At 59.0% G+C, this 21,284-nt stretch carries 22 protein-coding genes; 17 read left to right on the top strand and 5 right to left on the bottom strand.

What is annotated here, in order from left to right; translation table 11 throughout:
• Nucleotides 1–44 precede the first annotated feature (44 nt).
• The 3 genes from dgoD (at nt 45) to BK670_RS22960 (ending at nt 3,539) form a co-directional block, all read left to right on the top strand.
• A complete protein-coding gene (gene dgoD / locus BK670_RS22970; RefSeq protein ID WP_007908327.1) occupies nt 45–1,193 on the top strand; it encodes a galactonate dehydratase in 1,149 nt (382 codons plus the stop codon).
• 171 nt (nt 1,194–1,364) lie between these two features.
• Nucleotides 1,365–2,675 (top strand): MFS transporter, encoded by a 1,311-nt coding sequence (locus BK670_RS22965; protein ID WP_123453187.1) that lies wholly within the window; start codon nt 1,365–1,367, stop codon nt 2,673–2,675.
• 60 nt (nt 2,676–2,735) lie between these two features.
• Nucleotides 2,736–3,539 carry an IclR family transcriptional regulator gene (locus tag BK670_RS22960; RefSeq protein WP_123453185.1) on the top strand — a complete coding sequence of 268 codons (804 nt, stop codon included), beginning with the start codon at nt 2,736–2,738 and terminating at the stop codon, nt 3,537–3,539.
• On the opposite strand, the gene BK670_RS22955 is transcribed toward BK670_RS22960, so the two are convergent.
• The gene (locus BK670_RS22955) at nt 3,536–4,588 is read right to left on the bottom strand and encodes an NAD(P)-dependent alcohol dehydrogenase (RefSeq protein ID WP_123453183.1); all 1,053 of its coding nucleotides are present in this window, start codon (nt 4,586–4,588) and stop codon (nt 3,536–3,538) included. The genes BK670_RS22960 and BK670_RS22955 overlap by 4 nt on opposite strands.
• Before the next feature lie 192 nt (nt 4,589–4,780).
• On the opposite strand from BK670_RS22955, the gene BK670_RS22950 reads away from it, so the two are divergent.
• Nucleotides 4,781–5,671, top strand: a complete 891-nt coding sequence (locus tag BK670_RS22950; protein WP_123453181.1) for an AraC family transcriptional regulator — start codon at nt 4,781–4,783, stop codon at nt 5,669–5,671.
• 183 nt (nt 5,672–5,854) lie between these two features.
• Here the strand turns inward: BK670_RS22950 and BK670_RS22945 are convergent, their stop codons facing one another.
• Nucleotides 5,855–7,519, bottom strand: a complete 1,665-nt coding sequence (locus BK670_RS22945) for an electron transfer flavoprotein-ubiquinone oxidoreductase (RefSeq protein ID WP_123453179.1) — start codon at nt 7,517–7,519, stop codon at nt 5,855–5,857.
• A gap of 548 nt (nt 7,520–8,067) precedes the next feature.
• Here BK670_RS22945 and BK670_RS22940 point away from each other — a divergent pair.
• The 10 genes from BK670_RS22940 (at nt 8,068) to BK670_RS22895 (ending at nt 17,492) form a co-directional block, all read left to right on the top strand.
• Complete coding sequence (locus BK670_RS22940; RefSeq protein WP_007908338.1) at nt 8,068–8,817, top strand: electron transfer flavoprotein subunit beta/FixA family protein; 750 nt, start codon at nt 8,068–8,070, stop codon at nt 8,815–8,817.
• Nucleotides 8,818–8,819: 2 nt separating this feature from the next.
• On the top strand, nt 8,820–9,749 hold the full coding sequence (locus BK670_RS22935) for an electron transfer flavoprotein subunit alpha/FixB family protein (RefSeq protein WP_123453177.1): 930 nt from the start codon (nt 8,820–8,822) through the stop codon (nt 9,747–9,749).
• A gap of 80 nt (nt 9,750–9,829) precedes the next feature.
• Nucleotides 9,830–10,651, top strand: coding sequence for a substrate-binding periplasmic protein (locus BK670_RS22930; protein WP_123453175.1), 822 nt, complete (start codon nt 9,830–9,832; stop codon nt 10,649–10,651).
• Between the two features lie 9 nt (nt 10,652–10,660).
• The gene (locus BK670_RS22925; protein WP_123453173.1) at nt 10,661–11,017 is read left to right on the top strand and encodes a DUF4398 domain-containing protein; all 357 of its coding nucleotides are present in this window, start codon (nt 10,661–10,663) and stop codon (nt 11,015–11,017) included.
• Nucleotides 11,014–11,826, top strand: a complete 813-nt coding sequence (locus BK670_RS22920) for an OmpA family protein (RefSeq protein ID WP_123453171.1) — start codon at nt 11,014–11,016, stop codon at nt 11,824–11,826. The genes BK670_RS22925 and BK670_RS22920 overlap by 4 nt, the downstream gene beginning before the upstream one ends.
• Before the next feature lie 202 nt (nt 11,827–12,028).
• Nucleotides 12,029–13,468 carry an aminotransferase-like domain-containing protein gene (locus tag BK670_RS22915; protein ID WP_007908347.1) on the top strand — a complete coding sequence of 480 codons (1,440 nt, stop codon included), beginning with the start codon at nt 12,029–12,031 and terminating at the stop codon, nt 13,466–13,468.
• A gap of 78 nt (nt 13,469–13,546) precedes the next feature.
• Complete coding sequence (locus BK670_RS22910; RefSeq protein WP_123453169.1) at nt 13,547–14,017, top strand: translation initiation factor 2; 471 nt, start codon at nt 13,547–13,549, stop codon at nt 14,015–14,017.
• 165 nt (nt 14,018–14,182) lie between these two features.
• Complete coding sequence (locus tag BK670_RS22905) at nt 14,183–14,437, top strand: YkgJ family cysteine cluster protein (protein WP_007908349.1); 255 nt, start codon at nt 14,183–14,185, stop codon at nt 14,435–14,437.
• 41 nt (nt 14,438–14,478) lie between these two features.
• Entirely contained in the window at nt 14,479–15,084 is a 606-nt protein-coding gene (locus BK670_RS22900; RefSeq protein ID WP_123453167.1) for an START domain-containing protein, read from the top strand.
• A 314-nt stretch (nt 15,085–15,398) separates the two neighbouring features.
• Nucleotides 15,399–17,492: an LTA synthase family protein gene (locus tag BK670_RS22895; RefSeq protein WP_123453165.1), complete on the top strand. Its 2,094-nt coding sequence runs from the start codon at nt 15,399–15,401 to the stop codon at nt 17,490–17,492.
• Between the two features lie 74 nt (nt 17,493–17,566).
• Here BK670_RS22895 and BK670_RS22890 read toward each other — a convergent pair whose 3' ends face one another.
• Complete coding sequence (locus tag BK670_RS22890; protein ID WP_169432680.1) at nt 17,567–17,725, bottom strand: DUF3309 family protein; 159 nt, start codon at nt 17,723–17,725, stop codon at nt 17,567–17,569.
• A 323-nt stretch (nt 17,726–18,048) separates the two neighbouring features.
• Between BK670_RS22890 and BK670_RS22885 the strand changes: the two genes are divergently transcribed.
• The 3 genes from BK670_RS22885 (at nt 18,049) to csrA (ending at nt 19,580) form a co-directional block, all read left to right on the top strand.
• Nucleotides 18,049–18,864 carry an SDR family oxidoreductase gene (locus BK670_RS22885; protein WP_095120542.1) on the top strand — a complete coding sequence of 272 codons (816 nt, stop codon included), beginning with the start codon at nt 18,049–18,051 and terminating at the stop codon, nt 18,862–18,864.
• 63 nt (nt 18,865–18,927) lie between these two features.
• Nucleotides 18,928–19,260: a YnfA family protein gene (locus BK670_RS22880; RefSeq protein WP_123453163.1), complete on the top strand. Its 333-nt coding sequence runs from the start codon at nt 18,928–18,930 to the stop codon at nt 19,258–19,260.
• A 134-nt stretch (nt 19,261–19,394) separates the two neighbouring features.
• Entirely contained in the window at nt 19,395–19,580 is a 186-nt protein-coding gene (gene csrA, locus BK670_RS22875; RefSeq protein WP_123453161.1) for a carbon storage regulator CsrA, read from the top strand.
• A gap of 5 nt (nt 19,581–19,585) precedes the next feature.
• On the opposite strand, the gene BK670_RS22870 is transcribed toward csrA, so the two are convergent.
• Entirely contained in the window at nt 19,586–19,813 is a 228-nt protein-coding gene (locus tag BK670_RS22870; protein WP_003192759.1) for a YheU family protein, read from the bottom strand.
• A gap of 185 nt (nt 19,814–19,998) precedes the next feature.
• The gene (locus BK670_RS22865) at nt 19,999–21,189 is read right to left on the bottom strand and encodes an osmoprotectant NAGGN system M42 family peptidase (protein ID WP_077574040.1); all 1,191 of its coding nucleotides are present in this window, start codon (nt 21,187–21,189) and stop codon (nt 19,999–20,001) included.
• Nucleotides 21,190–21,284 lie beyond the last annotated feature (95 nt).

The raw sequence follows: 21,284 nt of genomic DNA, 5'->3' as shown, positions 1-21,284 counted from the left end.
TTTTTGGCGCTGCGTGCGCTGCATCTGATAAGAGAGATAAAAAGATGAAAATCACCAAACTCACCACCTTCATCGTCCCGCCGCGCTGGTGCTTCCTCAAGGTCGAAACCGACGAAGGCGTGACCGGTTGGGGCGAACCCGTGGTTGAAGGACGCGCGCACACCGTCGCGGCTGCCGTTGAAGAATTGTCCGACTACCTGATCGGCAAAGACCCACGCAATATCGAAGACATCTGGACCGTGCTCTATCGCGGCGGTTTCTACCGTGGCGGCGCGATTCACATGAGCGCACTGGCCGGTATCGACCAGGCGCTGTGGGACATCAAGGGCAAGGCCCTCGGCGTGTCGGTCAGCGATCTGCTCGGTGGCCAGGTGCGCGACAAAATTCGCGTGTATTCGTGGATCGGCGGCGACCGTCCGGCCGACACCGCGCGTGCGGCGAAAGAGGCGGTGAGCCGTGGTTTTACCGCAGTGAAAATGAACGGCACCGAAGAGCTGCAGTTCCTCGATACCTTCGAGAAAGTTGATCTGGCGCTGGCCAACGTTGCTGCGGTGCGTGATGCGGTCGGGCCGAACGTCGGCATCGGCGTCGACTTCCATGGCCGTGTGCACAAGCCGATGGCCAAGGTGCTGATGAAGGAACTCGATCCCTACAAACTGATGTTTATCGAAGAGCCGGTGCTCAGCGAAAACTATGAAGCGTTGAAAGAGCTGGCGCCGCTGACCAGTACGCCGATTGCTCTCGGTGAGCGGCTGTTCTCGCGTTGGGACTTTAAACGCGTGTTGAGCGAAGGCTACGTCGACATCATCCAGCCGGATGCCTCCCACGCGGGCGGTATCACCGAAACCCGCAAGATCGCCAACATGGCCGAAGCCTACGACGTCGCGCTGGCGCTGCACTGCCCGCTGGGGCCGATTGCGCTGGCCGCGTGTTTGCAATTGGACGCGGCTTGTTACAACGCGTTTATCCAGGAGCAAAGCCTGGGCATCCATTACAACGAGAGCAATGACTTGCTCGACTATGTGAAGGATCCGCGGGTCTTCGATTATGACAAAGGCTTCGTGAAGATCCCCAACGGGCCTGGCCTGGGCATTGAGATCAATGAGGAATACGTGATCGAGCGCGCGGCCGTCGGGCACCGCTGGCGCAACCCGATCTGGCGCCACGCCGATGGCAGCTTTGCCGAGTGGTGAGTACTGCCGGATTCAACACAGTTCAAATGTAGGAGTGAGCCTGCTCGCGATTCGGTGTGTCATCCAGCATTGATGGGACAGACAAGACGCTATCGCGAGCAGGCTCACTCCTACAGGGATTTGTGCAAGGCCTCAGGCCGACCTCAATAAACATAAAAAGAGGCTCTCCCCATGCAACCGCAAACCCTCACCGGGCAGGCGTCTTTAGTCACGCCCAGCCGCAAGCGGTTTTTCATCATGGTGTTGCTGTTTATCACCGTGGTCATCAACTACCTCGACCGCAGCAACCTGTCGATTGCCGCGCCGGCGCTGACCAGCGAGTTGGGCATCGACCCGATTCACGTCGGCCTGATCTTCTCCGCCTTCGGCTGGACCTACGCCGCCATGCAGATCCCCGGCGGCTGGCTGGTCGATCGCGTGCCGCCGCGTATTCTTTACAGCGTCGCGTTGCTGCTGTGGTCGCTGGCCACGGTGATGCTGGGTTTCGCGGCCAGCTTCATTGCGCTGTTCGTACTGCGCATGGCGGTCGGTGCGCTGGAAGCACCGGCTTATCCAATCAACAGCCGTGTGGTGACGACCTGGTTCCCCGAGCGTGAACGCGCTACCGCGATCGGTTTCTACACCTCCGGGCAGTTCGTCGGCCTGGCATTCCTGACCCCGGTGCTGGCCTGGCTACAACACGAATTTGGCTGGCACATGGTGTTCGTCGCCACTGGCGCGGTGGGCATCATCTGGGCAGCAATCTGGTACGCGGTGTATCGCGAGCCGCGGGATTTCAAAGGCGCCAACGATGCGGAAATCGACCTGATCCGCGAGGGCGGTGGTCTGGTCGATATTCAGCAGGAAACGGCCAAGGTCAAAGCCAAATTCAGCTGGACCGATTTGGGCATCGTTCTGACCAAGCGTAAGTTGTGGGGCATCTACCTCGGTCAGTTCTGTCTGAACTCGACGCTGTGGTTTTTCCTCACCTGGTTCCCGACTTATCTGGTGAAGTATCGCGGCATGGACTTCATCAAGTCCGGCCTGCTGGCTTCGCTGCCGTTTCTCGCCGCGTTTATTGGCGTGCTGTGTTCAGGGTTCTTTTCCGATTTCCTGATCCGTCGCGGCTGCACCGTGGGTTTTGCACGCAAGTTGCCGATCATTGGCGGTTTGCTGATTTCCACCTCGATCATCGGTGCCAACTTCGTTGAGTCGACGCCGCTGGTGATCGCCTTTCTGGCGCTGGCATTTTTCGGTAACGGTCTGGCCTCGATCACCTGGTCGCTGGTGTCGACGCTAGCGCCGGCGCGGTTGCTTGGGCTGACCGGCGGGGTGTTCAACTTCATCGGCAACCTGTCGGCGATTGCCACGCCGATCGTGATCGGTTTCCTTGCCAGCGGCGATTCGTTCGCCCCGGCGATCACCTACATCGCGGTTCTCGCCTTGATCGGTGCGTTGTCCTACGTGCTGCTGGTCGGCAAGGTCGAGCGTATCGAGTTGTAGTGGTCTGCGTCGGGCGACCATAATGCCGCCCGTTCCCTCGCTCAACGGTAAAGGCTGGATATGCAGGAAGACGCCCCGGAAAAAACCAAGGACGCCGCGCCCACCGGCACGCAAACGCTGTTGCGCGGTTTGGGTGTGGTGCAAGCTGTCGCCAGTGGCGCTCGCGATCTCAAGGAGATCGCCCGGCTGATCGGCACCACGCGCAGCACCACCCATCGCCTGGCCAGTTGCCTGGTCGACGAGCGCTACCTGCGCGTGGTGCCGCAAATCGGTTACCTGCTCGGGCCGAAGCTGATCGAACTGGGTTTTCAGGCGCGCGAAGAGTTGCCGCTGGTGACCTTGGCCGCGCCCTATCTGGACGAGTTGTCGGCACTGACCGGCGACACTGTGCACTTAGGGATTCGTGAAGGCGATGAAGTGTTGTATCTGCTGAAGAATCCGGGGCGCAATGGCCCGGAAATGCGTTCGCGGGTCGGCCATCGCATGCCGCTGGCCCGCACCGGGATCGGCAAGGCGTTGATGCTCGATGACTCGCCGAAAGATTGGCAACGTCTGTACGACATCAGCCTGCCGGCGGGTGGCAAAAGTCAGTTCTGGCCGCAACATCCCCAGCAGTCGTGGGAACAGCTTGAGCAGCGCATGACCGAGTACGTCGCCGGTGGCTACGCCTTCGATCTGGAGGACAACGAGCCGTCGATCCGCTGCGTGGCGGCGCCGATTCGGGATGCGAGCAAGGGCATCGTGGCGGCGATCAGTATCGCCAGCACCGTGCCGTACATGCCGCTGGAAAAAATGGCCGAGCTGATTCCCCTGATCAAAGGGGTCACAGCCCGGCTCTCGGCGGAACTCGGTCTAAAGATTTAAACCTTGAGCGTCGCCATGTCGATCACGAAACGGTACTTCACGTCACCAGCGATCATGCGCGCGTAAGCCTCGTTGATCTGGCGGATGTCGAGCATTTCGATGTCGCAGGTGATGTTGTGTTCGGCGCAGAAATCCAGCACTTCCTGGGTTTCAGCGATGCCACCGATCAACGAGCCGGCCAGCACGCGACGGCTCATCACCAGTTTGCCGGCGTGTACCGGTGGATCAATCGGCTCGATCAGACCGACCAGAATGTGCACGCCGTCGAACCGCAGGGTGTCCAGGTACGGATTCAGATCGTGCTGCACCGGAATGGTGTCGAGCAGGAAGTCGAAGTAACCGGCAGCGGCTTTCATTTGCTCGGCGTCGGTGGAGACGATCACATGATCGGCGCCCTGACGACGACCTTCTTCCGCTTTACTCGCCGAGCGCGTGAACAATGTCACTTCGGCGCCCATGGCCTTGGCGAACTTGATGCCCATGTGGCCCAAACCGCCCATGCCGAGAATCCCGACCTTGTCGCCGGCCTTGACCCCGTAGTGCTTGAGCGGCGAGTAGGTGGTGATGCCGGCGCAGAGGATTGGCGCAGCGCTTGCCAAGGCCAGTTTCTCCGGGATGCGCACAACGAAGTGTTCGCTGACGACGATGCTGTCCGAATAACCGCCCATGGTGTTGCTGCCGTCGACCCGGTCCGGGGTGGCATAGGTCATGGTCGGACCTTCGAGGCAATATTGCTCAAGGTTCGACTGGCAGGCTTCACAGGTGCGGCACGAGTCGACCATGCAGCCGACGCCGACCAGATCGCCTACTTTGTGTCGGGTGACATTCGCACCGATCGCGGTGACTTTTCCGACAATCTCGTGGCCCGGCATCAATGGGTAAACGGCGATACCCCATTCGTTGCGCGCCTGGTGGATGTCGGAGTGGCAGACGCCGCAATACAGGATCTCGATCGCTACGTCGTCGGCGCGAGGGCTGCGGCGTTCGAATTTCATCGGGGCGAGGGGGGTGGTGGCCGATTGGGCGGCATAACCGATGGCGGTGTACATGTGAAACCTCGCAAAAGCAGGAACAAGTGAGGCGGCGCATTCTGGGCGCCGACTGTCGGTCCGGCCATGACGATTCCTCCGGGTCTCATGCCTAATCCTCCGGCATACGGGTTTGATCGGTCGCATTGGCAAAAGGATCTGCGATGATGCTTTCATCCCTTATTTTCGTGTTTTTTTGTGAAGAGCAATTCGATGCAGTTGACCCGTCATCTTGATGCCAATGCCCGGCTGGTTTCGCTGATCGAACCGCTGGCGCTGCGTGATGGTTATAGCCAGACCGGGTTGCCGGGTGTGCAGGTGTTGCGCGCCAGTTGCGACGTTGCCCGTGGCCCGCACATTTATGAGCCGAGCCTGATGATCATCGCCCAGGGCAGCAAACTGGCGTTTCTCGGGCCGCGCACCATGGAATACGGTGCCGGGCACTATCTGATCCAGGCGCTGCCGGTGCCGTTCGAATGCGAGACGTTTGCCTTGCCGGATGCGCCGTTGCTGGGCGTGTCGGTGGCGATCGATCGGGTCTTGCTCGGTGAGCTGGTGTTGGCCATGGGGCTGGCGCCGGGGCGGCATATCCCGGCGCAGACGCCGGAGTCGATGACCTCGGTGGTGCTCGATGATGCAATGCGCGGCTGTGTCGAGCGCTTGCTCAGTTGCCTGCATGATCCGCTGGAATGTCAGATTCTGGGGCCGGCGCGGGTGCGCGAGTTGTTGTTCGTCGCCTTGCGCGGGCCGCAAGCGGATGTATTGCGCGCGTTGGTGGAGCAGCAAGGACAATTCGCGCGGGTGGCGGCGTCGATCAGTCATCTGCATGCGCATTACACCGAGCCGTTGAATGTCGAGACCCTGGCGAGTTGCGCGAACATGAGCGTGTCGACCTTTCATGAGCATTTCAAACGCAGCACGTTGTTGTCGCCGGTGCAGTATCTGAAGCGTTTACGGTTGTTGAAAGCGCAGACGTTGTTGGTGGCTGAAGGGTTGGGGGTGGCGCAGGTGGCGCATCGGGTGGGGTATCAGAGTACGTCGCAGTTCAGCCGTGAATATAAGCGCTACTTCGAGCGTAGCCCTGGCGAGGAGCGTGCTGCCTGATTCGACGATAATCCCCTGTGGGAGCGAGCCTGCTCGCGAAGGCGGTGTATCAGTCGACATCATTGTTAATGACACACCGCTTTCGCGAGCAGGCTCGCTCCCACAGTTGTTTTGTGGTGTCAGAGGAATTGTGGGCAACAAAAAGGCCCCCGATTCGGGAGCCTTGATGTTCAGCGTTTCGACTTACATATTCGGATAAGTCGGGCCGCCAGCGCCTTCCGGCGTCACCCAGGTGATGTTCTGCGAAGGGTCCTTGATGTCACAGGTCTTGCAGTGCACGCAGTTCTGGGCGTTGATCTGGAAGCGTTTTTCGCCGTCTTCCTTGGTGATCACTTCATACACGCCGGCCGGGCAGTAGCGCTGCGCCGGTTCGTCGTACAGCGGCAGGTTCTTGCTGATCGGGATGCTCGGGTCGGTCAGCTTCAGGTGGCACGGCTGCTCTTCTTCGTGGTTGGTACCGGAGATGAACACCGAGCTGAGTTTGTCGAAGCTGAGTTTGCCGTCCGGCTTTGGATAGTTGATCTTCTTGCAGTCGGCCGCGAGCTTGAGGCAAGCGTAGTCCGGCTTGGTGTCGTGCAGGGTGAACGGCAGTTTGCCGCCGAAGATGTTCTGGTCCAGCCAGTTGAAACCGCCGCCGACGATGGCGCCGAACTTGTGGATCGCCGGGCCGAAGTTGCGGCTGGCGAACAGTTCGTCGTAGAGCCAGCTCTTCTTGAACGCGTCCACATAGGTGGTCAGCTCTTCAGTGCCGTCCTTTTCCGCGAACAGCGCATCAGCCACCGATTCCGCGGCGAGCATGCCGGACTTCATTGCGGTGTGGCTGCCCTTGATCTTGGCGAAGTTCAGGGTGCCGAGGTCGCAACCGATCAGCGCGCCACCCTTGAAGACCATTTTCGGCAGCGAGTTCAGGCCACCTTTGCAGATAGCGCGAGCGCCGTAGCTGACACGCTTGCCGCCTTCCAGATACTGGGCCAGCACCGGGTGATGCTTGAGGCGCTGGAACTCGTCAAACGGCGACAGGTAGGTGTTGCTGTAGGACAGGTCAACGATCAGACCAACCACCACCTGGTTGTTTTCCAGGTGATAAAGGAACGAGCCACCGGTGTTTTCGGTGCCCATGATGTCCAGCGGCCAGCCGGCGGTGTGCACCACCAGGCCCGGTTGATGTTTGGCAGGGTCGATTTCCCAGATTTCTTTCAGGCCGATGCCGTAGTGCTGGGCGTCGGCATCGCTGTCGAGGTTGTAGCGCTTGATCAGTTGCTTGCCGATGTGGCCCCGGCAGCCTTCGGCGAATAGCGTGTATTTGCCACGCAATTCCATGCCCGGGGTGTACAGGCCTTCTTTCGGGTTGCCTTCGCGGTCGACGCCCAGATCACCGGTGATGATCCCGCGCACTACGCCTTGCTCGTCGATCAGTGCTTCCTGAGCGGCGAAGCCCGGATAGATTTCTACGCCGAGGTTCTCGGCCTGCTGAGCGAGCCAGCGGCACAGGTTGCCGAGGGAAATAATGTAGTTGCCTTCGTTGTGCATGGTCTTGGGCACAAAGAAGTCAGGAATTTTCTGCGCGCTGTCGGCGTTTTTCAGCACGAAAATATCGTCGCGGGTGACCGGCGTGTTCAGCGGGGCGCCGAGTTCTTTCCAGTCCGGGAACAGTTCGTTCAGAGCGCGTGGTTCGAACACGGCACCGGAAAGGATGTGTGCGCCGACTTCGGAGCCTTTTTCGACCACGCAGACGCTGATTTCCTTACCGGCTTCGGCGGCCTTCTGCTTCAGACGGCAGGCGGCGGACAGGCCAGCGGGGCCGGCACCGACGATGACCACGTCGAATTCCATGTATTCGCGTTCCACAGGCTATCTCCTACTCAAGGCTCAACAGTTTTTTTTCTAATTTGGAGGTTTGATGTCGCATCCGCTCTTCCTTTACGTTAACGTCAAGGGGAGTATCGGAGTCCGACCTTTCTCTCTAGGCGGCGCATTATATCTACACCACTCCGAGCGTCCAATACAAACGTTTGTTTGAATCGGCTCCAGCCCAGAGAAATCAAAGAAGCGCGGCTTATGAATGGTCATTTTGCTGTATTGACCGGAATAGGCGTTCCGGTCAAGATACGGGCGGTTTTGCGCTCGTCGTAGGCAGACTGGCGGTTTCAAGAGCACCTCTAAAGACAGGGCACAGGCAGTAGAGGGTGATGCGCAGCGCAGGTCCGGCGCGCAGTTTACACCGCGTGAAGATCCATGACTGGTCGGTCACCACTGACGAACGGTCGCAGGCTTTCACACCGTGCAACACCTGACACCCGAGTCGGCGTTTTTAGAGGTGCCCTTTAGCCTGATGAGCATCAACCGCCAGGTTCGCCTAGGCGACTTTCTTTTCACCGGAGAGTAACGAGGAATCCATGAAGGTTCTTGTAGCTGTCAAACGCGTTGTGGATTACAACGTCAAGGTTCGCGTCAAGGCGGACAATTCCGGCGTAGACCTCGCCAACGTCAAGATGTCGATGAACCCGTTCTGCGAAATCGCAGTGGAAGAAGCCGTACGCCTTAAAGAGAAAGGTGTTGCGACTGAAATCGTCGTCGTCTCCATCGGTCCGACCACCGCTCAGGAGCAACTGCGTACCGCACTGGCTCTGGGTGCCGACCGTGCCATCCTCGTCGAATCCGCTGAAGATCTGACCTCGCTCGCCGTGGCCAAGCTGCTCAAGGCTGTGGTCGACAAGGAACAGCCGCAGCTGGTGATCCTTGGCAAACAAGCCATCGACAGCGACAACAACCAGACCGGCCAGATGCTCGCAGCACTGAGCGGCTACGGTCAGGGCACCTTCGCGTCGAAAGTCGAAGTGTCCGGCGACAGCGTTGCCGTGACTCGCGAAATCGACGGCGGCGCGCAGACTGTTTCCCTGAAACTGCCGGCGATCGTCACCACCGACCTGCGTTTGAACGAGCCGCGCTACGCGTCTCTGCCAAACATCATGAAAGCCAAGAAGAAGCCTCTCGAAGTGCTGACTCCGGACGCTTTGGGCGTTTCCACTGCCTCCACCAACAAGACCCTGAAAGTCGAAGCGCCGGCTGCACGCAGCGCAGGTATCAAGGTCAAGTCGGTGGCTGAACTGGTCGAGAAACTGAAAAACGAAGCGAAGGTAATCTAATCATGACTATCTTGGTAATCGCTGAACACGACAACAAAGTGCTGGCCCCGGCCACACTGAACACCGTGGCTGCTGCTGCCAAAATCGGCGGCGACATCCACGTGCTGGTTGCAGGCCAAGGCGCTGGCGCCGTGGCTGAAGCCGCTGCGAAAATCGCTGGCGTGAGCAAAGTCCTGAACGCTGACAACGCCGCTTACGCGCATCAGCTGCCGGAAAACGTTGCGCCATTGGTTGCAGAGCTGGGCGCCGGTTACAGCCACATCCTGGCTGCCGCTACCTCCAACGGTAAAAACATCCTGCCGCGCGTTGCCGCGCAGCTGGACGTTGACCAGATATCCGAGATCATCTCGGTCGAAAGCGCTGACACATTCAAGCGTCCGATCTACGCCGGTAACGCCATCGCTACCGTACAGTCGACCGCTGCGATCAAAGTGATCACCGTGCGTGCCACCGGTTTCGACCCGGTTGCTGCGCAAGGTGGTTCGGCTGCTGTTGAAGCCGTTGCTGCTGCGCACAACGCCGGCACTTCGAGCTTCGTCAGCGAAGAACTGGCCAAGTCCGATCGTCCGGAACTGACCGCTGCCAAGATCGTCGTTTCCGGCGGCCGCGGCATGCAGAACGGCGACAACTTCAAGCACCTGTACGCCCTGGCCGACAAGCTCGGCGCTGCCGTCGGTGCTTCGCGCGCCGCGGTCGACGCAGGTTTCGTACCGAACGACATGCAGGTCGGTCAGACCGGCAAGATCGTTGCGCCACAGCTGTACATCGCCGTCGGTATCTCCGGCGCGATCCAGCACCTGGCCGGTATGAAAGACTCCAAAGTGATCGTTGCGATCAACAAGGACGAAGAAGCGCCGATCTTCCAGGTGGCCGATTACGGTCTCGTGGCGGATCTGTTCGAAGCCGTCCCTGAGCTGGAGAAGCTGGTCTAATCCAGCGGCTTCACTTATAAAGAGCCCGGCCTGATGGTCGGGCTTTTTTTTGTCTCGGATTTGAGTGGGAGCGTGTTGCCATGGATCTGCGCTGCGGATGGTTGTTGGGATTGGTCCTGTTGCCGGGGCTGGCGCTGGCCGCCGGCAAATGCGAGCGCCTCGTCGTCACCGGCAGCCCGGATGCGCCGCCGTACCTGTGGCAAGACCCACAAAACCCCAAGCGACTGATCGGCGCCAGTGCCGATTTGTTGCAACAAGTCGCTAACGATCTCGGTATCAAAGTCGAATTGCTCTACGCCGGCAAACGCTCGCAAGCCCTCGATGAAGTGCGCAGCGGACGCATGGACATGCTCGCCGACGCGCCGCTGACCCTCAATGAGCTGGAAAATCTCGACTACATCCACCCGCCGTTGCTGGAAAACGACTATCTGGTGTGGACGCGCAAAGGCTCGACACTGGTCTACAGCGAGGCCAAAGACCTGCACGGCCACGCCGGGGCGTTGTCGGAAAAGTCTCGTATGACCCAGGCATTCGGCACGTTCGCCGAGCAGAATCTGACCCTGATCCGGACAGCCAGCCTCACCCAGGCGCTACAGAAATTGCTCCTCGGCGAAGTGGAATATGTACTCGCAGGCCGCTATTCGGGCATGGCCGCCGCGCAGGCGTTGGGCATGGCCAATGACCTGCAGGTGTTCGAACAACCGGTCGATCGACCGGGCCTGTTCCTCGCGGTTTCGCATAACTCGGCCTGCAACGATCCGTGGTTGCGCGGACAGTTTGCCAAAAAGATGACAGAATTGCCCGCGTCCGGACTGACGGAAGCCGCGCTGCAACGCAATATCGAGCGCTGGAAGGCGCAGCAGCAACAGCCGCAACCACCTGTCAGTGCCCCAAAACAGTAGGGATTCTTAGTGAGTATTCGACCTCTTTTCGCGGCTGTGGCCGTTCTGGCCCTGGCCGGTTGCGCGACCGATCCGGCACCCAATGAACAAATGCGCCTGACCGAGCAAGCCATCAGCCAGGCCAAGGCTGTTGGCGCCACCGCCGACGAAGTGCCGGAGATGAAACTGGCCGAAACCAAGTACAACCGCGCCAAAGGCAACATGGCTGACGAGTCCTACCGGAATGCGCGCATGCGCGCCGAACAGGCTGAACTGGATGCCCGTCTGGCCGAAGCCAAAGTGCTGACGCAAAAAAGTGAAGAACAGGTGAATTTGTTGAACACCCGCATCGTCCGTCTGCGCAAGCAACTGGGAGATGCCCAATGAGCCTCAAGTCAAAAGTTTTCGGCGGTCTGCTGCTCGCCGGTTGCGCCAGTCTGTACGGGTGCGCCGGTCAACACAGCGAATCGGCTTTGCAAGCAGCCGGCGCCGACTTCCAGAAGGTCAAGGAAGACTCCAACGTGCTGCGCATCGCGCCGAAAGACGTGATCCGTGCCGGTGAATCTTTAGCCCGTGCCGATCGTCTGTCGACCTATTGGGGCAGCGGTTCGGATGTGGTGCATTACGCCTACCTGAGCCAGCGCTACAGCGAAATCGCCCGTGAGCACACCAATCAGGCGCTCAACGAAGAGCGTGCGGCCAAGCTGGAACTGGAGCGTCAGCGCCTGCAACTGGCCTTGCGAGAGTCGAAACTGCTGAGCGTGCAGCAGCAAGGTAAATGGCTCGAAGAGCAGATCGTTGCACTGGCCACCACGCAGACTGACCGTGGTCTGGTGATGACCCTCGGCGATGTGCTGTTCGACACCGGTGAAGCAGAGCTGAAAAACTCGGCCAACCGGGTCGTGCTGAAGATTGTGCAGTTCCTGCAACTGAACCCGAAACGGGTAGTGCGTATCGAGGGCTACACCGACAGCACCGGTGGCAAACAGGAAAACCTTAAACTGTCCCGCGACCGCGCTCAGTCAGTGGCCGACGTGCTGATGGACCTGGGTATTGAGGACAAGCGCATTCAGGTCGAAGGCTACGGCGATGAATACCCTGTGGACGCCAACGCTTCCGAGCGCGGGCGGGCACAGAACCGTCGGGTGGAAATTGTCTTCTCCGACGAAAAAGGCCAGCTCGGCGCCGCCCGCTGAGGGTTGCGTCTCTGGAAAGCCCGGCCTGTCATGCAGTGCCGGGCTTTTTTACGTCCGTCGAGTGGTTCGCAAATCCGTACAGTCGGGGGCAGACACCGCACTGTATGGTCGAGTAATGTGGCAACTGTCCCAGTACACTTCTAAACTGTTCCGGTATTGTTTCACACAAGAATAAAATGCCCGTGAAATCGAGTGCTGCGTCATGACCAATCTCTTGCTCTACCAACGTATTGCTCAGCAACTGGCCGAAGACATCCGCCGTGGGGTCTATCAACCGGGGGAGCGCGTGCCTTCGGTGCGCAAGATGAGTTCGCAGCTCAACGTCAGCCATGCGACAGTGTTGCAGGCTTACGCCAATCTTGAAGATCAGGGGCTGATCCGGGCGCGTCCGCAGTCCGGATATTACGTACACCAAACGCCTGCGCTGACAGCGCCGACACCGGACATTGCCCGGGTTGAGCGTCCTGGTCTGGTCACCCGCAGCAGCATCATTCAACAGGTGCTGGTCGAATCACGCCGCGAAGGCGTGTTTCCGCTCGGCGCCGCCGTGCCCAGTGTCGATTACTTGCCGGTGCGCGCGCTGCATCAGCAACTGGCCAAGGTCACCCGTTTCCATAGCCCGCGCGCCTTCAGCTACATGTTCAGCCCCGGTTTTGAACCGCTGCGCCGGCAAGTGGCGATCCGTATGCGCGACGCCGGTGTGGTGGTCGATCCGTCGGAAGTGGTCATCACCCACGGCTGTGTCGATGCGTTGCAGATGTCTTTGCGCGTGCTGACCCGGCCGGGGGATCTGATTGCTGCTGAGTCTCCGACCTATTACGGTCTGCTGCAGCTTGCCGATCTGCTTGGCTTGAAGGTCATCGAAATCCCCAGCGATCCTGCCACCGGCATGAGCCTTGAAGCCCTGCAACTGGCAGCCAATCAATGGTCGATCAAAGCGCTGGTGCTGACCACGCGCCTGAGCAACCCTTTGGGCGGCACCATGCCCGAAGAGCGGCAGAAACAGTTGCTGCGTCTGGCCTCGGATTTCGATATCCAGATCGTCGAAGACGATATCTATGGCGAATTGATGTTCGAGCAAGGCAAAACCAAAGCGCTCAAGGCCTACGACCGACTGGATCGGGTGATCTACTGTTCGAGTTTCTCCAAAACCTTGTCACCCGGTGTGCGCATCGGCTGGATGATCGCCGGCAAGTATCAGCAGGAAATCCAGCGCTTGCAGACCTTCAGCACGCATTCGGCGTGCAGCGTGACGCAGATGGCGATCGCCGCTTATCTGGAAAACGGCGGTTATGACCGGCATTTACGGTACATCCGCCAGGAATATCGAAAAAACCTCAGCGCCTTCCAGTTGGCGGTGCAGCAGTACTTCCCCGAAGGCACGCAAATGACCCGGCCCACCGGCGGTTTCATCCTCTGGGTGAGCCTGCCGGGAAGGGTAAATACCCAGGAATTGCATGTCCGCGCGTTGCAGCAGGGCATCAGCATTGCGCCGGGGCTGATCTTCAGTAATACCGAGCAGTTCAACCACTGTATCCGCCTGAACTGCGGGATTCCGTGGAACCGCGAGGCGGAGCGGGCGTTGATGACTCTGGGTATGTTGGCGACGCAACTGTGTCAGGAAACCGCTGGCGGATTCTGAACGGGCGGTGGGTGATGCTTGTCTTGTGGCGTTCAACAAGCGAGCATATGGCCCTCTGCCGTTAACGTCGTTGGGTTCATGAAAGCGATTTTTCCTGCTGCTTGGGTGTTGCTGGGTTTGCTGATGATCGGTCATGCGCCTGGCGTCGTGGCCGCTGCGGTTCAGGAAAAACCGGCGACGACGAGTCAGGCGAAAAAAACCACGCCCGCGCAGAAGGCAGCTCCCGCGAAGAAAACTCAGCAAAAAGTCATCAGGAAACGCAAGCCGGTCGCCTCCAAATCGAAACCCGCCAGCGAAGTGGTGAAAACCAGGTTACCGCCGGCCAAACTCGATTTGAGTCTGCCCAAGGAAATGGTTCAGGAACTGAAGCCCGAGGGTGCGGTTGAATTGCCCAAGCGCGAGACGATCCTGCCGCAGATGTTTGGCGAGAAGAACAAAGGCTTCCAGCTCAACGGCCGTTTGCTCAGCAACGAAATGCAGTTGCAGCTGCGTAACGAAGAGCGCCATGAGATCGAAGGCGCAGCGCTGGATTTCGAATTCAAGCAGTAAATCCATCCGCCTGTGACCCGCAGACCAGACGCTTTGTCGGAGACTGGTCAGTCACATTCAGTTATCGGTAAAAACCCCGGTTCAGGGAATTTGAAACAACCGTTTTAGCGGTTACTCTGTTCCGCGTCCCTTTTACACATCGCCCGTCGCGAGGAAACGTTCGTCATGAAATGCCGTGAAGGCTGTGGCGCTTGCTGCATTGCCCCGTCCATCAGTTCGCCGATTCCCGGCATGCCTGATGGCAAACCTGCCGGCGAACGTTGCGTGCAACTCTCGGTCGAAAACCTGTGCAGCATTTTCGGCCGCCCTGAGCGCCCGGCAGTCTGTTCCGGCTTTGCAGCAGATGTCGAAGTCTGTGGCAGCAGCTCGGAGGAAGCGATCAGGCTGATCGGCTGGTGGGAGCAAATGACGGCGGCGTGATGTGTCAAACGAACGGAACTTCAACAATAAGGAATAAGACTATGGGTTCGCTGCATCGTATCGCTGTGTTGTGTGGTTTGACCGCTGTGTTGGCCACCTCCGTTGCTCAGGCTGAGGACTGGAAGGTCGCCAAGGAACAGGATGGCATCAAGGTCTCGCTGGCCGAAGTGCCAGGCTCTGATTACAAGTCTTATCAGGGCGTGACGCTGATGAAGACCACCATTGCCAAACTGCGCGCCTTGCAGGAAGACGTCTCCGGTGCGTGCGCCTGGATCTACGAGTGCAAGTCTCAGAAGTTGCTTAAACACGAGGGCGATCAGAGCTGGACCTACACTCAGTTCAATACGCCGTGGCCAGTGACTTCGCGTGATTCGGTGCTGCACATCACCACCGTTGAAGGCGCCGATGGCAGCCTCACCCGTAACCTTGAAGGTCTGCCGAAGTACATTCCGGAAGAGAAAGGTTTTGTCCGTGTCACTCAGGTCAAAGGCTTCTGGAAATTCGTGCCGAAGGGTGATCAGGTCGAAGTGACCTATCAGGTGCATACCGAGCCAGGCGGCAGCGTGCCGGCGATGGTCGCCAACAAGTTTGTGGTCGACGCGCCGTTCAACACGCTTGAAGCTTTAAAAGAACGCGCCGAGAAGTAATCTCCCGTTTCATCAAAACGCCCCGATCCATTCGGGGCGTTTCGTTTTGTATCTATATTGTGTTTCCAGATATGCGTTGCACGAAATTTTCACAACGTGTTCCTGACAATTCGCCCGCGCTGTTTGCACGCTGTCCCGGATTGCCGCGGCGCTAAATGAAAGTGTCTGGCGGCGGGGCAGTAATCAATGGCAATGGTGCGGGTGATCGTGCAACATTTGCGCACCGCGCAAGCCCCGGGGTCTGGAATGGCCAATAGAGGGCATGGCGCCGCTGTATTTTTGCAACTTCAACTTCCAATGGGTCCTAAAACGACATGGCAAACCCGGACGCCCTGAATCAGCAGCGATCTTCCGCTCGCCTGCTGCAACCGACCGTCAAATCGCATCTGGCCTACACGCTGCTTTGCGCGCTGGTCATGATGGTGATGTTTTCCGTGCTGCGCCTCGCGCTGCTGGTCTACAACCGCGAGATGATCCTCGATACCCCGGCTTCGACTTTCCTCGAAGCCTTCGCCAATGGCCTGCGTTTCGACCTGCGCCTGGTGGTTTACGTGTGCATTCCGCTGGTGCTGGCACTGTTCAGTGCGCGTGCCATGGCCGCACGCGGCTTCTTCCGTCTGTGGCTGACCATCGTCTCGAGCATTGCGCTGTTTCTCGGCCTGATGGAGATGGACTTCTACCGCGAGTTCCACCAGCGCCTCAATGGCCTGGTGTTCCAGTACGTGAAAGAAGACCCGAAAACCGTGATGAGCATGCTCTGGTACGGTTTCCCGGTGGTGCGCTACCTGCTGGCGTGGGTGATCGGCACCGTGATCCTGACTCTGGCCTTCAAAGGCGCCGACCGTGCCACGCGGCCGCGCGGACCGTTCAGCGGCGGCAGCGTTGGTACCCGTCAAGTTGCGCCTTGGTACACCCGTCTGGCGGTGTTCGTGGTCTGCCTGTTGATCTGCGTGGTTGCCGCCCGTGGCACCTTGCGTCAGGGCCCGCCGATGCGCTGGGGTGACGTGTACACCACCGATTCCAACTTCGCCAACCAGCTCGGCCTCAACGCCACGCTGTCGCTGATCGAGGCTGCCAAGTCCCGCATGGGCGAAGATCGCGACAATATCTGGAAAGCGACGTTACCGCAGGAGCAAGCGCAGAAAGTCGTGCGCGATATGCTGCTGATGCCTGACGACAAACTGGTCGATGCCGATATTGCTGCTGTGCGCCGTGATTACACGCCGCCGGCCGACAAGACCCTGCCGATCAAGAACGTTGTGGTGATCCTGATGGAAAGCATGGCCGGTCACTCGGTCGGTGCATTGGGTGCTCCGGGCAACATCACGCCATACCTGGACAAGCTGTCCAAGGAAGGCCTGCTGTTCGACCGCTTCTTCTCCAACGGTACGCACACCCATCAGGGCATGTTCGCGACCATGGCCTGCTTCCCCAACCTGCCAGGTTTCGAATACCTGATGCAGACCCCGGAAGGCAGCCACAAACTGTCCGGCTTGCCGCAGGTGCTCAGCGCCCGCAACTACGACGACGTATACGTCTACAACGGCGACTTCGCCTGGGACAATCAGTCGGGCTTCTTCAGCAACCAGGGCATGACCAACTTCGTCGGCCGTAATGACTTCGTCAATCCGGTGTTCTCTGATCCGACCTGGGGCGTGTCCGACCAGGACATGTTCGACCGTGGCCTGCAGGAGCTCAAGGCGCGGGAAAACGGCAAGCCGTTCTACGCACTGCTGCAAACCCTGTCCAACCACACACCGTACGCCTTGCCGACGCCATTGCCGGTCGAGCGCGTAACCGATCGTGGCAGCCTCAACGAACACTTGACCGCCATGCGCTACTCCGACTGGGCGTTGGGTCAGTTCTTCGAGAAGGCCCGCAAAGAGCCGTATTTCAAGGAAACCTTGTTCGTCATTGTTGGCGACCACGGTTTCGGCAACGAGCGCCAGATCACCGAGATGGACCTGGGCCGCTTCAACGTGCCGATGCTGATGATTGCACCGGGCATTCAAGAGAAGTTCGGCACACGTGACCACACCGTGGGTACGCAGATCGATATCGTGCCGACCATCATGGGCCGCCTCGGTGGCGAAGTGCGCCATCAGTGCTGGGGCCGCGACCTGCTCAACCTGCCGGAAGGCGACACCGGTTTCGGTGTGATCAAACCATCGGGCAGCGAGCAGACCACCGCCATCGTCACCGCCGACCAGATCCTGGTGCTGCCGAGAGACAAGGACATGGGGCCGAAGATGTGGCAGTACCAGTTGGGTGCCAATCCACACGCCGAGGTCGTTCCGAATGCACCGCGCACTGCCGAGTTGAAACTCAAACTCGAAGCGTTCCTGCAAACGGCGACTAAAAGCCTTATGGATAACACCGCAGGTGTGATTCACGGCAAACCGGATTGATCGCTCGCCGACAGTAAAATCCGCGCAATAAAAAAGAGGCCCTGAACAGGGCCTCTTTTTTTGCGCTTGAATCGTTATATCCGACCGAGTAACAGCAGCACCAACAGCACTACCAATACCACGCCGATAATGCCCGATGGACCATAGCCCCAACTTCTGGAGTGCGGGAAGACCGGCAGACCACCGATCAGCAACAGGATCAGGATAATGATTAGAATTGTGCCCATGTCGATTTCCTTGTTGATAGTGTTCGAGAAGTCTTGGTATTCAAGGGCGTCTGGAAACTAAGTAATTCCAGACGGCTTACAAATTCCGACCGGTGCGCATGAAAGAAAATTCAATGTTTTTTTAATGTATTTGGATCGCTCGCTTATTTCCTTTGCAGCGAAAAGATCGCAGCCTCGTTTCACTCGATAGCTCCTACACGAATCCAAGTAGGAGCTGCCGAAGGCTGCGATCTTTTGATCTTGCATTCAGCAACTTGATGGAGCGTGGGCGCGCGCCGATCCTTCGCTACACTCGGCGCATCTTCCCCGGAACAACAAGGCTGTGTGCTATGCAAAATCGCATGATGATCACTGGTGCGGGCTCGGGCCTGGGTCGCGAAATCGCGCTGCGCTGGGCGCGTGAAGGCTGGCAACTGGCCTTGTCCGATGTCAGCGAACCCGGCCTGCAGGAAACCCTGAAAATGGTTCGCGAGGCCGGTGGCGACGGTTTTACCCAGCGCTGCGATGTGCGTGATTACAGCCAGCTCACCGCGTTCGCTCAGGCCTGTGAAGAAAAACTCGGTGGCATCGATATCATCGTCAACAACGCCGGCGTGGCCTCGGGTGGCTTCTTCAGCGAACTGTCGCTGGAAGACTGGGACTGGCAGATCGCGATCAACCTGATGGGCGTGGTCAAGGGCTGCAAGGCGTTCTTGCCGCTGCTTGAGCAAAGCAAAGGCAAAATCATCAACATCGCCTCCATGGCGGCACTGATGCAAGGCCCGGCGATGAGTAACTACAACGTGGCCAAGGCCGGCGTGGTAGCACTTTCGGAGAGCCTGCTGATTGAACTGGCGCAGCAGGAAGTCGGCGTGCATGTAGTGTGCCCGTCGTTCTTCCAGACCAACTTGCTCGACTCATTCCGTGGCCCGACGCCGGCGATGAAAGCGCAGGTCGGCAAGTTGCTGGAAAGTTCGCCGATTACCGCGGCGGACATCGCCGACTACATCTATCAGCAAGTCGCCGCTGGCGAGTTCATGATCCTGCCCCACGAACAAGGGCGCATGGCCTGGGCAATCAAGCAGAAGAACCCGCAACTGCTCTACAACGAAATGACCTCAATGGCGGAAAAAATGCGCGCCAAAGCCAAACAGAACAACGGCTGACCTTGCCCGTTGCTGACGGCGTCGTTAGGGTGGCCGCAATGGTCACCCTGTCGAGACGCATCAATGCTCAATTACGTGTGGTTCTTCCTCGCGGCGCTGTTTGAAATCGCCGGTTGTTTCGCCTTCTTCATGTGGCTGCGCCAAGGCAAAAGTGCGTTGTGGGTAATCCCGGCGTTGCTTAGCCTGACCCTGTTCGCACTGTTGCTGACCCGCGTCGAAGCCAACTATGCCGGGCGTGCCTATGCCGCGTATGGCGGGATCTACATCGTCGCGTCGATTGGCTGGCTGATGGTGGTCGAGCGGGTTCGTCCATTGAGTTCGGACTGGATCGGCGTGGCATTGTGCGTGATTGGCGCCAGTGTGATTCTGTTCGGGCCACGCTTTTCCGCTGTCTGATGGTTTTTGTGGGAAGCGTCCGACAGCTAGATACGAGCAAGGATGTAAGGCAAAACTGATTTGCTCGCCGCGCATTGTAGAGCCGCCGCAAGCCGCGCATCTTCAGGGTTTGCTAACCCTGAAGGACGAATCTCATGCTTGTACTCAGCCGTGTCGTCGGTGAGTTGATCTCAATTGGTGATGACATCACTCTGCGCGTTTTGTCCGTGAATGGTTCCAGCGTGCGCTTTGGCGTCGAGGCGCCACAGAAGGTCAATGTGCATCGCGCGGAGGTGTACGACAGGATCAAGCGCAAGCAGGCAACGCAGAAAGTTCGCTGAGGATTTCAGTCGAACAAGTGCTTAGGCACGTCGTGCTTGAGCATCAACTGACATTGCTCGCTTTCCGGGTCGAAAACGATCAGCGCCTGACCTTTGGTCAATGCCTGACGCACGCGCAGCACGCGGGTTTCCAGGGGCGTGTCATCACCGTTGTCGGTACCGTCGCGGGTGACGAAATCCTCGATCAGGCGGGTGAGGGTGTCGACTTCAAGCGCGTCGTAGGGAATGAGCATGGGCACCTCGGTCAAATCAATGTCGGGATGCTACGGCGATTGCGGGTTGCCTGCCAGTTTTGTGTTGCCGGATCTGGCCTCTTCGCGAGCAGGTCGAATCGTCGCACCATCGCTTCCACAAGGGATTGCATTCCAAATGCGGGAGCGAGCCTGCTCGCGAAGGCGATGGTTCTGCCAACAAAGAGTTAACTGTCGGAACGCTGCCCCACCAGACTGTCCACCGACGGCACCCGCGTATCGCTCTCCATCTGCGTGTCATGTTCAATCTGATGACTGAAGCGATCCAGCGAGGCATTGGCCGGCGCTGCATCGCTGGCGAACACTGGCGGGCTCAGAATATAGGCACCAAGCAAACGACTGAGCGCTGCGAGGCTGTCGATGTGCGTGCGCTCGTAACCATGAGTCGCATCGCAACCAAAGGCGAGCAGGGCGGTGCGGATATCGTGGCCGGCGGTCACCGCCGAATGCGCATCGCTGAAGTAATAGCGGAACAGGTCGCGGCGCACCGGCAGTTCGTTTTCACCGGCCAGGCGCAGCAAATGCCGCGACAGGTGATAGTCGTAAGGGCCGCCGGAATCTTGCATCGCCACACTCACCGCGTGTTCACTGGAGTGCTGCCCTGGCGCAACGGGGGCGATGTCGATGCCGACGAATTCGCTGACGTCCCACGGCAATGCTGCCGCTGCGCCGCTGCCGGTTTCTTCGGTGATGGTGAACAGCGGATGGCAGTCGATCATCAGTTCCTGGCCGCTGTCGACGATGGCTTTGAGTGCTGCGAGCAGCGCCGCAACCCCAGCCTTGTCATCGAGGTGACGGGCGCTGATGTGACCGCTTTCGGTAAATTCCGGCAGCGGATCGAATGCAACCACGTCGCCGATGCTGATGCCCAGCGAGTCGCAGTCAGCCTTGGTCGCACAGTAGGCGTCCAGACGCAGTTCAACGTGATCCCAACTGATCGGCATCTCATCCACGGCGGTGTTGAACGCGTGCCCGGAGGCCATCAGCGGTAGCACGCTGCCGCGAATCACGCCGTTGTCGGTGAACAGGCTGACGCGGCTGCCCTCGGCAAAACGGCTCGACCAGCAGCCGACCGGGGCGAGGGTCAGGCGGCCGTTGTCTTTGATCGCGCGGACCGCCGCGCCGATGGTGTCGAGGTGGGCCGAGACTGCGCGGTCGGGGCTGTTCTTCTTGCCTTTGAGCGTGGCGCGAATGGTGCCGCGCCGGGTCATTTCAAAGGGGATACCGAGTTCTTCCAGACGCTCGGCGACGTAACGCACGATGGTGTCGGTGAACCCGGTGGGGCTGGGAATGGCGAGCATTTCCAGGAGGACTTTTTGCAGGTAGTTGAGATCCGGTTCGGGGATTTGCGTGGTCATGGAAACTCCTGATGGGTTAAGCACATCGATGGTTTCGATGAGGGGGATTTGGGGTGAATTTAAGGGCCCCTTCGCGAGCAGGTCGAATCGTCGCA

Source organism: Pseudomonas fluorescens (assembly GCF_003732425.1).
GTDB lineage: Bacteria > Pseudomonadota > Gammaproteobacteria > Pseudomonadales > Pseudomonadaceae > Aquipseudomonas > Aquipseudomonas fluorescens_BE.
The sequence above is the reverse complement of the archived record's forward strand: the minus strand, read 5'-3'. Positions and strand labels throughout refer to the sequence as shown.